The sequence below is a fragment of the Comamonas sp. MYb396 genome, assembly GCF_037479555.1.
Taxonomy (GTDB): domain Bacteria; phylum Pseudomonadota; class Gammaproteobacteria; order Burkholderiales; family Burkholderiaceae_C; genus Comamonas.
This window is the reverse complement of the sequence record NZ_JBBGYU010000004.1, coordinates 60,616-74,574: the sequence shown is the minus strand read 5'-3', so window position 1 is coordinate 74,574 and position 13,959 is coordinate 60,616. Positions and strand designations below refer to the sequence as shown.

Here is a 13,959-nt window from a genome sequence, read left to right as displayed (position 1 = left end):
CCCCGCAATCCCGATCAATAGCAAGCAGCACCCAGCCCCCAGGAGATTTGGACATGAACGCAGCAGACAACACCCCCAAACGCAGCACGCTGGACGCCCAGGACATTGGCGCCCACCTGCACCCCTACACCAACCTGGCAGCGCATGAGGACGTGGGCCCGCTGATGATCACGCGGGGCGATGGCATCCATGTGATCGACGAGCAGGGGCGTAAATACATCGAGGGCATGTCGGCGCTGTGGTGCAGCTCGCTGGGCTTTAGCCACCCGCGCCTGGTGCAGGCCGGCATCGATGCGCTCAAGACGCTGCCCTACTACCACACCTTCAACCACCGCTCCAACCCGGCGATTGCCCAGCTGGCGGACCGGCTGATCCAGCTGGCCCCGGCACCGATGGCCAAGGTCTTCTTTGCCAACTCGGGCTCGGAAGCCAATGACACGGCCATCAAGATCATCTGGTACTACCACAACGCCATTGGCAAGCCCGCCAAGAAAAAAATCCTCGCGCGCCAGCGCGGCTACCACGGCGTGACGGTGGCGGCCGCCAGCCTGACCGGACTGCCCGCCAACCACCAGGACTTTGACCTGCCCATTGCGCTCATCGGCCATGTGGAATGCCCCCACCACTACCGCTATGCCAACCCCGGCGAGAGCGAGGCCGACTTTGCCACCCGCCTGGCCGATGCGCTGGAGCAGCGCATTCTGCAAGAAGGCCCCGACACCGTGGCCGCCTTTATTGCCGAGCCAGTGATGGGCGCCGGCGGCGTGATCGTGCCGCCCGAGACCTATTTTGAAAAAATCCAGGCCGTGCTGCGCAAGTACGAGGTGCTGATGGTGGCCGATGAGGTCATCTGCGGCTTTGGCCGCACCGGCCAGATGTTTGGCTCGCATACCTTTGGCATCCAGCCCGACATCCTGACCTGTGCCAAGGCGCTGTCTTCGGGCTATGTGCCGATCTCGGCGGTGATGGTCGCGCCCAAGATTTACGAGGCCATGGCCGCCAACAGCGGCAAGATCGGCACCTTTGGCCACGGCTATACCTATTCCGGCCACCCGGTGGCGGCGGCGGTGGCGCTGGAGACGCTCAAGGTCTATGAGGACGAGCAGATTCTGGCCCATGTCAACCAGCTGAGCCCCATCTTCCAAGGCCGGCTGCGCGGCTATCTGGAGCGCGCCTATGTGGGCGAGGCCCGGGGCGTAGGCCTGATCGGCGCCATCGAGCTGGTAGCAGACAAGGCCACGCGCCAGCCCTTTGACCCTGCGCTGAAGCTGGGCTACCGCCTGGCCCAGTACGCGCAGGAAGAAGGCCTGATCGTGCGCGCCATGGGCGACGCCGTGGCGCTGTGCCCGCCGCTGATCATCACCGAGGCCGAGATGGCCGAGATGTTTGCCCGCCTGGACCGCGCGCTGGACAAGCTGCAGGCCACCCTGCCATGAGCGCCACCATGCAAGCCTTCTACAGCCCCGATCAAGCGCTGCACCACCCCAGCCAGTTCATGCGCCTGGGCAAGCTGGTGCCCGCGCCCGATCTGCCCAGCCGCGCCGAGACCCTGGCCGATGCGCTGCAACAGGCGGGCCTGGCCGTCAGCGCGCCGCCCGACCTGGGCCGCGCCCCGCTGGAGGCCGTACACGCCCCGCATTACCTGGACTACCTGCAAACCGCCTGGCCGCGCTGGCAGGAGATGCTGGCGAGCGGCGCCAATGCCGGCCCCGAGGTGATGGCCAACCTCTCGCCCTACGCGGGCGTGCCCGCCGGCCAGCGCCGCCCGCCCTGCCCATCGCCCGCACTGATACCGCAAACCGGCTACTACCTGGGTGATCTGTCCTGCCCGCTCGGGCCGGATAGCTGGCAGTCCATCCTGCGCTCGGCCCACAGCGCCGTGGCTGCCGCCGATGCGGTGATTGCCGGCGAGCGCATGGCCTATGCGCTGTGCCGCCCTTCGGGCCACCATGCGCATTGGGACCGTGCCAGCGGCTTTTGCTATGTCAACAACAACGCCTGTGCTGTTGCACGCATGGCCGCACATTTTGGGCGGGTCGCCGTGCTCGATGTCGATGCCCACCATGGCGATGGCACGCAGAGCATCTTCTACGCGCGGGACGATGTGCTGACGGTGTCCACCCATGCGGAGACCAGCAGCTACTTTCCGTTCTACACCGGCTACGCACAGGAGCGCGGTGCAGGCGCCGGCGAGGGCTACAACCTGAACCTGCCGCTGGCCCATGGCAGCGGCAATGCGGAGTTTTTGGCCGCAGTGGACACCGGCTTAGAGGCTGTGCGTGCCTTTGGCCCGCAGGCCGTGGTGCTGGCCCTGGGTTTTGACACCTTCAAGGACGACCCGATCAGTGTGCTCAAGGTGGACTTTGACGCCTACCGCGCCGTCGGCCAAAAGCTGCGTGCGCTGGAGCTGCCCTTGGTGGTAGTGCAGGAAGGCGGCTACCTGGTCGAAGCCATTGGCCCGGGCCTGCAGGCCTTTTTGGAGGGCCTCCATGGCTGAGCAGGCCGTGCAGCCCAGCAACCCGGCAGCAGCACTGCGCGAGGCCGATGCCACGCGCCGGCTGCGCCAGGGGCTGGGCCTGTTCCTGGCAGCGCTGCTGTGCTTTGCCTGCTACGACGCCTTTGCCAAGCACATGCTGGCCCGCTACCCGGCCACGGTGATGAATCTCTCGCGCTACACGGCCATCGGCGTGCTGGCCTTGTGGGTCATGCACCGGCATGGCGACTGGTCTGCGCTGCGCTGGGGGCGCCTGCGCAGCGGCAAGTTGCTGCTGCTGCGCAGCCTGATGCTGGCCATTGTGGCCACCTGCTTTATGACGGCGCTGGCGACTATGCCGCTGGCCGAGGCCACCGCCATCTACTTCACCGCACCGCTCATCATGGTGGCGCTCTCGCCCTGGCTGCTGGGCGAGCGCGTCGGCCGCGTGCAATGGGTGGCGGTGCTGCTGGGCTTTTCCGGCATGCTGCTCATCGTGCGACCGGGCAATGCCTTGCCACTGGCCGGCACGGTGCTGATGGCGATCTCGGCCGTCTGCTATGCACTGTTCCAGGTACTCACCCGCAAGCTCTCGGGACTGGTGCCCACAGCGGTGCAGTTTGCCTATATGGCGCTGTTTTGCCTGGTCATCACCAACCTGCCTGCCCTCTTCCACCCGATCACCGAATGGCCCGATGCGCCGCATATGGCCTTGCTGCTGGCGGGCGGTTTTGTCAGCGGTGGCGCGCAGCTGCTGCTGCTGCAGGCCTTCCAGCGCGCCTCGGCCTCGACCCTGGCGCCAATGAATTATGTACAACTGTTGCTGGCGGTGTTGATCAGCACCTTCTGGTTCCAACGGCCGCCAGACAGCCTGGCCCTTTATGGCATGCTGATGATCAGCGCTGCCGGTGTGTACCTTGCATGGCCCCGGCGGCACAAGTACACCGCTCACCAGGCATCCCGACATGACATCTGAGACCCTTACAAAGACCATCGCCCTGCAGGGCGAGGAGACAGACAACCCCGGCTTTTCGTCGATCCGGGTGCCCGATCTGGTGGAGCTGGTGGAGCGCCAGCTGCTGCAGGCCATTTTTGAAGGCCGGCTGCCACCGGGCTCGCGCATCGTCGAGGCCGAGCTGTCGCGCCAGATGGGCGTGAGCCGCGCCCCGCTGCGCGAAGCAGCGCGCCGGCTGGAGAGCCAGGGCGTTATCGTCTCGACGCCGCGCAAGGGCTTTACCGTGCGCACCTTCAGCCCCAAGGAGATCCAGGACCTGTTCCAGGTGCGCCTGGGCCTGGAGGTGATGGCCGCACGCCTGGCCTGCGAGGTGGCGACCGATGCGCAGCTCGCAGCGCTCAAGGCCTATGCCGATGACATGCTGGAGCGCGCGCCGACCCTGAGCAATATCGAGCGCGTCACGATGGACCTGGGCATGCACACCGCCATCTCGCGCCTCTCGGGCAACGAATACCTGCAGCGCATCTTTGCCAACATGCAGGCCGAGATCCGCATCTGCCAGGGCTTTATCGAGCGCCAGTACCGCGACCCGGTGTTTATTGCGCAGTCGCACTTCCCGGTCGTCGATGCCATCTTGCGCCGCGATGCCGACGCTGCAGAAAAGGCGCTGCGCGTGCATCTGGTCGATGCCCAGGACAAGGCCCATGCCCAGGTGCTGCACGGCGACCAGGCCCCGAACGCGGGTGCTGCCGCCGCGCCCACACCCGCAGCGATTTCCGCCACCCCAGCCAAGGCCAAGCCCGGCGCCACCGCCACCCCCGTTTCTTCCTCCCGACGAAAACCGCCAAGACCATGAAATTCATCTACAGCCACGAGCACCGCAGCCACGACCCGCAGCAATTCATGGTGCGCGGCCAACTCAAGCGCAGCAACGAGCAACCCGAACGCGCCGAGATCCTGCTGCGCTCGGCCCAAAAGGCGGGCCACCAGCCCCTGCTGGTCGAAGACTTTGGCCCCGGCCCGCGCGCCGCCGTCCACACCCCCGAGTACCTGCACTTTTTGCAAACCGCCTGGCAACGCTGGCAGGCGCTGCCCGATGCCTCGCTCGAGGTGCTGCCCAATGTCTTCCCCTTCCCCGGCCAACCCTTTACCTACCCCGACCACCTGGTAGGCCAGGCCGGCTACCACATGGGTGACTGCGCCTGCAGCATTGGCGAGCACACCTGGCACGCTGCGATCAACTCCGCCCACTGCGCGACCCATGCCGCCGAGCTGGTGCTGCAAGGCGAGCAAGCGGCCTACGCGCTGTGCCGCCCGCCCGGCCACCACGCCTATGTGGACCGCGCCAATGGCTTTTGCTACCTGAACAACGCCGCCATCGCCGCCCAACACCTGCGCAGCAAGCATGCCCGCGTCGCCGTGCTCGACATCGACGTGCACCACGGCAACGGCACCCAGGGCATCTTCTGGCGCCGCAACGATGTGCTGACCGTATCGATCCATGCCGATCCGCACTTCTGCACCCCCTTCTTCACCGGCCATGCGCATGAGCGCGGCGAAGGCGAAGGCCTGGGCTACAACCTGAACCTACCCCAGCCCAAGGGCACCACCACCGACCAGTACCTGCGCGCACTGGAAACCGCCCTCACCACCATCCGCCACTACGCCCCAGGCGCCCTGGTCCTCGCCCTGGGCTTGGACGCCCACGAGCACGACCCCTACCAAGCCCTGGCCATCGACACCCCCGGCTTCGCCCGCATCACCGAAAAAATCGCGCAGCTGGGGTTGCCGACGGTGATCGTGCAGGAAGGCGGGTATCTGAGTGAGGATTTGGGCTTGAACCTGGAGAGTGCGTTGCGGGGGTTTGAGGTGGGGGCGCAGTAGGTTCGGCGCTCATGAAGAGATATGGCCTAATTGCGCTCTTTTGGCATCCAGCTGCCGCTGCCATACAGCTGCCGGCGTCAATGCACAAGAGCAAAATCAGGCCAAAATCAAGCGATCTCAGCTATAAACCGGCGCCTTCGCCATGCAAGCAGACCCAGCGAACCCTTCAGCCCAGGCGGGAAGCGACGAATGGTTCAAGCACATCGTCAAGATGGTCCAAGCCAGTCACCCGCAGTTTCCAGGTCACTGTCCAGACAGGTATGCAGGCCTCATCGCCGACTTGGAGGGAAAGGCGGACTGGTCGGATGCAGCGCATGGAAATCCAGCATTGCGCCCGCCGCGCCCATGCGTTTTGCTGGTCATGGAATCGCCGCACATTGACGAATACAGCCCCAAGTTCTTCTACACGCCATGGCCTGCCAACGGCCCCACTGGTAAGCGTATCCGCCAGCGCATCGCTGACGCAGGCATGCCTATCACCGCTGATACCGGCCTGGTGCTGATGAATGCCATCCCCTTTCAGTGCTCTTTGGGGATAAGCCCGATTGGGAAAGATCGCGATACCGTGTTCAGGCTCGCCTGGGAACGCGGAGGTCGAGGCTTCTTCCAAAACCGGCTGATGCACTGGTACCGCGCCGGAGATCTGGTGGTCAACGCATGCACGGTGGGCAAAGATGGCCAACGGCCACTGCGCGACGAAGTTGAGGACGCTATCGCGGAAGTAGTGCCCCACGCTCTTCGATTCAGGCGATACCACCCCTTCAGCTGGTTCAATTCAGCAAGGGCTTCCAGCACTTGGGAGCCCAAGGCTGGCACCCGGCAGCCCCCGAGAACCTAGAAACGAGCCACCTCGCGTCGACAGCTACGCCTGCTGCCTGCTGACCAAGATTCACGCAGGTATCGACGCTGCTTCTACGGTGGATGGACCTTGAACACTGATGCCTTGGCTGCTTCGCGCTCGGCCATCTGGATCCGTGCAGCGACACGGTGCAGGTTTAGCTCGCGCCTGCAACCCAACCCTGCTTCACCGATTTTCCCTCTCGACTAGCCACATCCCGATCGTGCGCCCTATTCGGCCATGGCGACAACTCACCGGCGTCCCTTACTGATGCGAGTGACCTATTGCATATCTACAACCACGAGCAGCCCATGATGCTTGCGCCATGTGTAAAATAGCTATTGATTTTATTTAATTGATTGAATAAATTAATTTATAGAGCGATAGCGTGTTGATGCGAACACCACTCAATTACGCAATCGCGAGAAACACACTGGAAATACGGCGCGGGGACAACGGCACTGAGATCGATTTTCCGCAATATCCAGCCCAAAGTTAAATATATGCTGCATGGGAGAAATGCTAAGTAAGTTCAGATTTATTAGCAAGGGAATAAGCAATGGTACTTTTCATAAAGCCAGGTCCACTCAACGGAATGGAAAACAGAACCGAGTATGGTTGTGGAGCCTCTGGAGTTCGAGCCCAATCACCGCTACAACCGCTGCCAGAACCCATTACTTTAGATAAGAAATTTTTCTCAACAGAAGAAAATTACTTTCGTGCGCTAGACCAGTGGCCAGACCAAGGACACTTCTTAGGGGGTACAGCACAGCAATTCAAAAGAAGCGACGCGTCCTTCCCCTCTCTTGAATCCGCAGAAACCATCGATGATCGCATCTGCGCGAACATGAAAAATAAAGAGTTCGTTGAAGAATTTAACGAAATCAAGGGCAAATTAATAAATATTCTAACTAAAGATGTCATTCCATCCGTCCGCCAATGGGGGCCTGCCACCCGTGAGCGAGCCATACGTTGGTTTGGCACTGACAGTGAGAAGCTTAAAAGAATTTTGCTAAATGGTTATCCGAAGTGTGTCTCAGTGATAAAGCAGCTCTCGGGAGAGAATTTTGTCAAGCCAACCACTGGCATGCTATTCGGATGCGCACCTAGCCTAGACCATGATGGAGTGCATGCAGCTGTCTGCCCCATTGACAACGGACATCATATTGCCATTTACCCCGGCTATTGCAATAGCAGAACTTATTCGAGTGACTATAGTTCAAAAATTGGAACTATTCTGCACGAGGTATGCCATTTTCAGAGCACTTTTACATCCTTAGACCATGTCTACGATGCGAAATTATCTGAAAGGCTCGCTAGGACGGATCCGTCTAAAGCAATCACCAATACGGACAATCTCGTCTTGTTCGCACTACATGGAGTCATCTATGGCAATGTATAAAAATTTAGCATTTGCTGCATTAATTGTTTCCTTGCAAACTTCAGCCTTTGCATGCAGGTATGTAAGCGCGGTCGATCTTTTTTATGAAAGTGGAAAATCCACTTTATCTGAAGCTGAAAACAAGAAGCTGCAGGATTGGTTTCAGTCCACATTGAAAATGTTTCCCGCAGTGGGCAGCCTAGGCATCGAAGCGAATGCCTATGCATCCAACCTTGACGAGGCCAAGGCATTGGCAAAAAAGCGGGGCGAGGCAATAAAGCATTTACTCGCCCAACAACTTCCTGCCGATACCCCCACTAGAGTGGTGTTCTATGGGCATACCAAGCCCAAGCTGGATGTGCTTCCCACCACAGACGTTGTATTCATCGATATCACGCCCGATGTCGAAAAGCTGAAACTGCCGTCTTGTTTGCCTGTACCCATTGCACGCTGATCAAAGACCAGCAGAAGTCCAGCAGGCGGTATCCATGGCATGGTCGCCATGCTGCGTAGTTGCTATCACCAGCTATCCAAAGCGACGAGCCAAGCAGGTAGATGTTCAAGACCCGCTCGGCAAATCAACCCGCACAGCAGCAATCGCCTCACGCAATCTCGCCAGGGCATCATCCAGACCTTCATCGCTCAAAGCGCTATCCCCCATGAGAACGCCTGGCGGCATCCGGCTACTGCGGCAATGGTCGGCGACGATATCGATGCGCAGGCCGCGAGCAGTTGCCTGCTGCGAGAGCGCAGCCAGCGGAATGCATTCCGGTAACCACCACACAAAGTGAAAACCCCCGTGCTCACCGCTGGTGTGCAGCGGGAGGGGCGCGACCGCGTCGCGCAGTAACGCCAACACGCGTTCTCTACGACTGGCATAGACGATGCGCGACCGCCGCACATGTCTGGCAAAGCCACCGTCCTCGATAAAGCTGGCCAGCGCCCGCTGTTCAATCACACCCACCGATGGCCCCATCGCCCGGCAAGCTACCTCGAAGACCGGCAGTAGCGCGCAAGGAACGACCATGTAGCCAATTCTGAGCTCCGAGAACATGGTCTTGTTGAAGCTGCCGCAGTGGATCACGCGGTCGTGCTGGTCCAGGTTCTTCAGGGCGGGAAGGGGTGCACTGCGGTAGTTGAATTCGCTGTCGTAGTCGTCCTCCAGCAGCCAGACCTGCTGTTCCTTCGCCCAGTTGAGCAACTCCAGGCGACGCGCCACCGGCATGGTGACGCCGGTGGGCGATTGGTGTGCAGGCGTGATGTGTGCGGCCCGCGCATCTGCGTGCCGGCGCGCTTCGGCCACGGAAAACCCAGACGCATCAATGGCCACCGGCACGATGCTTTGCGCATAGGGGGCAAAGATGTCCGAGGCGAGCACATAGCCGGGGTCCTCCAGCAGCACTGTGTCGCTGGGCTTCAAGAGCGCGCGCGCTGCCAGATGCAAAGCCTGCCGGATACCGGTCACGATCACGATCTGCGCCGGATCGCATGCAATGCCCCGCGCCGCGCCCAGGTAGCGGGCAACCTGGGTACGCAGTGACAGTGAACCGAACAGCTCGCCACCCATAAGCTCGTGGATGGGCAGGCTGCGCGCAGCGACCTGCAGGTGCCTGCGCCAGGTGGCAAGCGGAAAAAGCGTTGGGTCAGCAATGCGCGCAACAAAGGCAGCATCCAGGCGACTCGGCCGCAGCGTTGCCGATGCCGAGACATCGACTGATCCCGCATGCGATGCAGGAGATTTACGCGCAGGTGCCTGCGCAGCCGCTCGCAAAAACTGGTCAGGCAGCGCCGCGCTGACATAGGTGCCCGAGCCGACCACGCCACTGACATAGCCTTCTGCCCGCAGTTGGTCAAAAGCGACCTCCACCGTCGACCTCGACACCTCCAGCTGCCTGGACAAGGCCCGGGAAGACGGCACCCGCATGCCCGCCTGCAAGGAGCCACGCAGGATGGCCTCACGCAGCAAACGGTAGACCCAGGTCTGGCGTGTCTCTGCCTCCAGCAACGGAAGCACCGGGAGGTCAAACGTGGCGGTGGCAGCCGCCTTGGCCGAAAGTGGCTTGGTTAAATTCTTGGAAATGGCTATTTTCACAAAGCCATAGTGTACGTATCTTCCAGCCGATGAAGCATCCAATATCGACCGCCCCACTCCGAACGGACATCTGCACGCTGCTCCCCCAGGGAGCACATCTTGCAACCAGCGCTGAATCCAGCGTCGTGGATGCAGCGCTTGCCGCAGCTGTGTCCGTGCCATTCTCTTGCCAGCGCGGCGCCTGCGGGTCTTGCGCCGCCATTGTGGTCTCCGGTGACTATGCAGCGACGGCCCATGCAGTGACTAACGCTTGCGACCCCGGTCCGGGGCGGGTGCTGATGTGCCAGGTGCGTGCGCTTGGTGAGCTGGTCCTGGAGGTTCCGGACTGGACGCCGCAGACCTTGCCGCAGCAGTACCGCATGCAGGTGCTGCTGCGAGAGTCGCTGTCCAGCGATGTGGTGCGCATCGTGCTCGATCCCGGCGGCGCATTGGCCACGCAGCCAGGTCAGCACCTGCGTGTAGGTCTGGAGGGCGATGACCATCGCTGCTTCTCGATCGCCAATCGCCGCAGCCACGAACGCGACCCCATCGAGCTGCAGATTCGCCAAGTGGCCAACGGCCGATTCTCGGAGGAGGTGCTGCGCACGCTGAAGGCCGGTGACCGCCTGCAGGTGATGGCGCCCTTTGGCGCAGCCGACACCATCGAGGCAGGGGCGCCGCTGGTACTGCTTGCCACGGGAACCGGCTATGCCGGCGTGCGTGCGCTGATCGAAACGGCGCTGGCAGACCCCGCCGTTCCTTCCGTATCGCTGTACTGGGGCGGTCGCCATGCCGAAGACCACTATGCCAGCCAGGAGCTGGATGCATGGGCGGCAGCCGACGCCCGTCTGCGATGGACCGCCGTCGCTCCCCAGGCGACGAAAGGCCATGCCGGCAGCGATGCCGCGCTACAGCGCCATGTTCAAGACTATGCCTTGGACGGAGGGCATGACTGGCGCCGGACCCGCGTTCATGCCTGCGGCAATCCGCATATGCTGCGCGACGCCCGCCAGGCGCTGCTCGATGCCGGGCTGCCAGCCAAGCATTGGAAAGCCGACGCTTTTGTACCCAGCGGCCGCGACGATGCGCCGCACGACTGGGAACGCACCAGCCCCCGCTTCGAGCGCTCCGGCATTCTGGCGGCGCGTGAGCGCTCGATCGCTGCGGTTCAGTACATCAGCGAGCGCCTGAGCCCTGGCATGAGTTCGGCAGAGGCACGGGCGCAGGCCGACACCTGGTTGCGGGCGCTGGGTGCAGAGCGGAACTGGCACCCGACCATCATTCGCTTTGGGGACGATACGACCTGCACCTCGCGGGACCTGGGCGATCCCCAACGGCTGCTGAAAGAAAACGACATTGTCTTTATCGACATCGGCCCGGTATGGGACGGCTACGAGGGTGACTATGGCGACACCTTCGTCCTCGGCGACGACCCCGTCCACCAGCGCTGCGCACGCGCTGCCCGTGCGGTCTTCGATGAGACGCGCGAGGCCTGGTTGGGCGGCGCCGATGGCATCGCCCTCTATGCCTTCGCCGAAACTGCCGCCCTGCGCCATGGCTGCACCTTGGTGCACGACATGGCCGGCCACCGCATCGCTGACTTTCCGCATGCGCTCTACGGCCGCCACAAACTGGCGCAAGCCGGATTCGCACCGGGAGACGGCCTGTGGGTGCTGGAGATCCAGCTGCGTGACCGTGAGAGGCCGGTTGGGGCGTTCTTTGAGGACGTTTTGCTGCGGGGTTAGCGAGTAGCAGGCTATGGCCCGAGTCTCCTTCACCCGCATCAACGAAAAAATTGCGCAACTGAGGCTGCCCTCAGTGATCCTGCAAGAAGGCGGGTATATGGGTGCGGAGGGGGCTTGAACCTGACGAGTGCGTTGCAGGAGCTTGAGGTTGGGGGGGCAGCAAGCGTGGAGAAATATTAATTCGCTCCTACTGCCCTGTATTACCTGAGTTTAAGGCCGCCTTGTGCCATTTTACAGGAACCCTTTCCACAGCAATAAACACGATTACAACCCCCAAGTTTTCCTAATAAAAAATAGGAAAAAGAGATTTGCGCCAGGTCATGCGTATTGGTATTTCGAAGATTCCGCATGCATAACTTTTTCCAAACCCAACTCAAGAATACCTCGCTCCATAGCCTTATAAAATAAAGTAAAACTTGGCAATTCGAGAAGTCTTCTCTTTTTTATTCTTGTATTTTTAAATGCTTCAGCCAGCTTCTCTTGAGGCACGTTAAAAGGAAAACCTGCGGCTTGTATTACAAACCCCAACTGAATCAGCAATTTTCTTCTTTTATTAATAGATTTAAAAATCGTTGACACGAGCCAGCCATCCAATTCTGAAAGTTGCTGAGAGTCGTTTATCAATGGATAGAAACTCAAAACTCCTTTAAAATGTATCGATGCACTTTTTTTATTTACGTAAGACCATATTTGGCGATGAAGAAGCCCCCCATAAAGATATCGTCTAATCTGACTCATGGCAATTAACAACGACTTATCTCGATTATTTGCCGGCATGATGCCAATATTATTTGGATAATAGGTTAGAGGCTGAATTAAATTTCTAAAAAGAAGATAGGAAATCTGCTTTTTTATTCTTTTTACGGTAGCCTCTTTGGCAGAGATTTTATTAATTCCTACCGAATACCCCAAAAAATCAAAATTTTCTTTTGAAGAAATTTCATTTTTTGCGCCAGGAAGCGACAGTAAATTAATACCATCGGACTTTCTTAAATTCACAGGGACACGGGTTGCTCTAGAAAACTCATCAACAGCATTGTAAGCCCTACATATACTCTCATAGCTTTGACTAAAGACAACAGTATCATCAGCATATCTCGCGAAAATTAACCCATTCCTCTCTAAAGTCTTGTCCAGCCTCCAACAGACAAGATTAGCAAGAAATAATGATAGAGATGTCCCTTGAGGTATTCCTTTTCCTCTCTTTTTCAAGAACGCTCTAATAACTCTTTCTTCCAAGTCACTAACTAAAAATCCATCCTGATGAAGCTGTCCAAATAAATACTCATGATCAATTGAACCAAAAAAATCCGAAAAGTCAAATTCAGCGATGAAAGAACGGGAATTTTTCGACAGCTCAACCGATAGATCCTGTATTGCAAAATGCACATTTCTATCATTTCGATAAGCATACGAAAACGAGCTAAATCGATGCCTATTTTTTGAAATAAGATCTGAATAAAAGAGAGCTGATACTGCGGTATCCGGAATCTGATATACAGTTACCAAGCGATCCCCTCCACTCGCTTTAGGCACTCTTTTAATATATGGATCCATAGGCTCGTATGTGTTTGAATTAATTTTCTTCACAATAGATCGAGCGATAGCGACAACGTTCTTCTTTACGTAAAAAGGGTTGTGCTTTTTGTCATCCGTCCAGTACTCAGGTATTTTAACATTTTTCGGCGGAGCTACCTTAAGCCTTTCACTATTTCGCAGCCACTCTCGGTGCAAGTGATTATGATACTCGTGATATTTTTGAATCCATTTATCACACTCTCGTAGGATTGCCTTTTCAAGCCTAGCTTCCAATATCATACTTCCCCCAAAAACAAAAAACCCGAGTTACCTCGGGCTTTCCACGGAACGAAACCATTGAAAAATAAGTTATCACAGTTGAGTCAGTTTGACCCGACTCCCCAAAGCGCAGTCGAAACCGCAAAGCGGCGTCCCGTTAAGCCCGAAGGCATGCCTCTAAGGCACTGCGGACAATGTATCACAAACAGCAACATATGCAAAGAAAATTTATAGGTGTATACCCTATGCACAAAAGAAATTCGCCTCTAATTTTCAATTAATCTGCCGATTGCCCAGATATTAAGCAGCTCGTTGTAGTAGTTGCCAGAGTGAGAACCGCTCTTCATCCATGAGTACAGCCGCTCGCGTTAATCTAAATAATCATTTCAAATCAAAGCGATATTGCACATAGCATCCCTGTACGTACTTCTAACGCACTTTTAGATCTTCAAACTTGGCTCAATTAGCGTTGAGAAACCGAGCCAGCTGCTTCGTTAGGCCGTGCCAATTGCACTATGCTCTGACCGCGCCACAAGGTGCCGCATTTGAATGTGTGATAAGGCATGAGCGGCTCGATTTTGAGCTATGGATCCTAAGTGTCTGGGATTGACAGTTTCGCCGTGGCGCATTTGCGGATGTTCCTCAGCCCTTCGATTCAGGTTGTTGCTAGGTGGCTGCAATCCTAATGACATCAACTACAGTTCCGTAAGGCTGAATCAGCTCTTGTCAATCAAATTGCTATTGAGCCGGTTCAGCAACTGAAGGCTTAGGTGGTCACCCACGTAGAGCGTATTGTGAGCATGTCTAATTCTCGA

Annotated in this window: 11 protein-coding genes; 9 read left to right on the top strand and 2 right to left on the bottom strand. The window is 58.3% G+C overall.

Annotated features, from left to right (window positions below):
- Positions 1–53: 53 nt before the first annotated feature.
- The 8 genes from WH265_RS10610 (at position 54) to WH265_RS10575 (ending at position 7,985) form a co-directional block, all read left to right on the top strand.
- On the top strand, positions 54–1,436 hold the full coding sequence (locus WH265_RS10610) for an aspartate aminotransferase family protein (protein WP_339558257.1): 1,383 nt from the start codon (positions 54–56) through the stop codon (positions 1,434–1,436).
- A gap of 8 nt (positions 1,437–1,444) precedes the next feature.
- A complete protein-coding gene (locus tag WH265_RS10605) occupies positions 1,445–2,497 on the top strand; it encodes a histone deacetylase family protein (RefSeq protein WP_339558494.1) in 1,053 nt (350 codons plus the stop codon).
- A complete protein-coding gene (locus WH265_RS10600) occupies positions 2,490–3,449 on the top strand; it encodes a DMT family transporter (RefSeq protein ID WP_339558256.1) in 960 nt (319 codons plus the stop codon). Before WH265_RS10605 ends, WH265_RS10600 begins: the two co-directional genes overlap by 8 nt.
- Positions 3,439–4,284, top strand: a complete 846-nt coding sequence (locus tag WH265_RS10595) for a GntR family transcriptional regulator (RefSeq protein ID WP_339558255.1) — start codon at positions 3,439–3,441, stop codon at positions 4,282–4,284. Before WH265_RS10600 ends, WH265_RS10595 begins: the two co-directional genes overlap by 11 nt.
- Complete coding sequence (locus tag WH265_RS10590) at positions 4,281–5,312, top strand: histone deacetylase family protein (RefSeq protein ID WP_339558254.1); 1,032 nt, start codon at positions 4,281–4,283, stop codon at positions 5,310–5,312. The genes WH265_RS10595 and WH265_RS10590 overlap by 4 nt, the downstream gene beginning before the upstream one ends.
- A gap of 142 nt (positions 5,313–5,454) precedes the next feature.
- Entirely contained in the window at positions 5,455–6,150 is a 696-nt protein-coding gene (locus WH265_RS10585; protein WP_339558253.1) for a hypothetical protein, read from the top strand.
- A gap of 595 nt (positions 6,151–6,745) precedes the next feature.
- Entirely contained in the window at positions 6,746–7,552 is an 807-nt protein-coding gene (locus WH265_RS10580) for a M35 family metallo-endopeptidase (protein ID WP_339558252.1), read from the top strand.
- Complete coding sequence (locus tag WH265_RS10575; protein ID WP_339558251.1) at positions 7,539–7,985, top strand: hypothetical protein; 447 nt, start codon at positions 7,539–7,541, stop codon at positions 7,983–7,985. The genes WH265_RS10580 and WH265_RS10575 overlap by 14 nt, the downstream gene beginning before the upstream one ends.
- Before the next feature lie 105 nt (positions 7,986–8,090).
- Here the strand turns inward: WH265_RS10575 and pdxR are convergent, their stop codons facing one another.
- A complete protein-coding gene (gene pdxR, locus WH265_RS10570) occupies positions 8,091–9,623 on the bottom strand; it encodes a MocR-like pyridoxine biosynthesis transcription factor PdxR (protein ID WP_339558250.1) in 1,533 nt (510 codons plus the stop codon).
- Positions 9,624–9,652: 29 nt separating this feature from the next.
- Here pdxR and WH265_RS10565 point away from each other — a divergent pair, with 29 nt between their 5' ends.
- The gene (locus tag WH265_RS10565; protein ID WP_339558249.1) at positions 9,653–11,347 is read left to right on the top strand and encodes an NAD(P)H dependent flavin oxidoreductase family protein; all 1,695 of its coding nucleotides are present in this window, start codon (positions 9,653–9,655) and stop codon (positions 11,345–11,347) included.
- A 318-nt stretch (positions 11,348–11,665) separates the two neighbouring features.
- Here the strand turns inward: WH265_RS10565 and WH265_RS10560 are convergent, their stop codons facing one another.
- The gene (locus WH265_RS10560; protein ID WP_339558248.1) at positions 11,666–12,904 is read right to left on the bottom strand and encodes a reverse transcriptase domain-containing protein; all 1,239 of its coding nucleotides are present in this window, start codon (positions 12,902–12,904) and stop codon (positions 11,666–11,668) included.
- Between the last annotated feature and the right edge of the window lie 1,055 nt (positions 12,905–13,959).

What these genes read in the sequence shown, in the direction of transcription:
- WH265_RS10600 (WP_339558256.1), top strand. Translation starts at nt 2,490, where the DNA reads ATGGCTGAGCAGGCCGTGCAGCCCAGCAACCCGGCAGCAGCACTGCGC.
- WH265_RS10590 (WP_339558254.1), top strand. Translation starts at nt 4,281, where the DNA reads ATGAAATTCATCTACAGCCACGAGCACCGCAGCCACGACCCGCAGCAA.
- WH265_RS10605 (WP_339558494.1), top strand. Translation starts at nt 1,445, where the DNA reads ATGCAAGCCTTCTACAGCCCCGATCAAGCGCTGCACCACCCCAGCCAG.
- WH265_RS10575 (WP_339558251.1), top strand. Translation starts at nt 7,539, where the DNA reads ATGGCAATGTATAAAAATTTAGCATTTGCTGCATTAATTGTTTCCTTG.
- WH265_RS10565 (WP_339558249.1), top strand. Translation starts at nt 9,653, where the DNA reads ATGAAGCATCCAATATCGACCGCCCCACTCCGAACGGACATCTGCACG.
- WH265_RS10560 (WP_339558248.1), bottom strand. Translation starts at nt 12,904, where the DNA reads ATGGATCCATATATTAAAAGAGTGCCTAAAGCGAGTGGAGGGGATCGC.
- WH265_RS10595 (WP_339558255.1), top strand. Translation starts at nt 3,439, where the DNA reads ATGACATCTGAGACCCTTACAAAGACCATCGCCCTGCAGGGCGAGGAG.
- WH265_RS10580 (WP_339558252.1), top strand. Translation starts at nt 6,746, where the DNA reads ATGGAAAACAGAACCGAGTATGGTTGTGGAGCCTCTGGAGTTCGAGCC.
- WH265_RS10610 (WP_339558257.1), top strand. Translation starts at nt 54, where the DNA reads ATGAACGCAGCAGACAACACCCCCAAACGCAGCACGCTGGACGCCCAG.
- WH265_RS10585 (WP_339558253.1), top strand. Translation starts at nt 5,455, where the DNA reads ATGCAAGCAGACCCAGCGAACCCTTCAGCCCAGGCGGGAAGCGACGAA.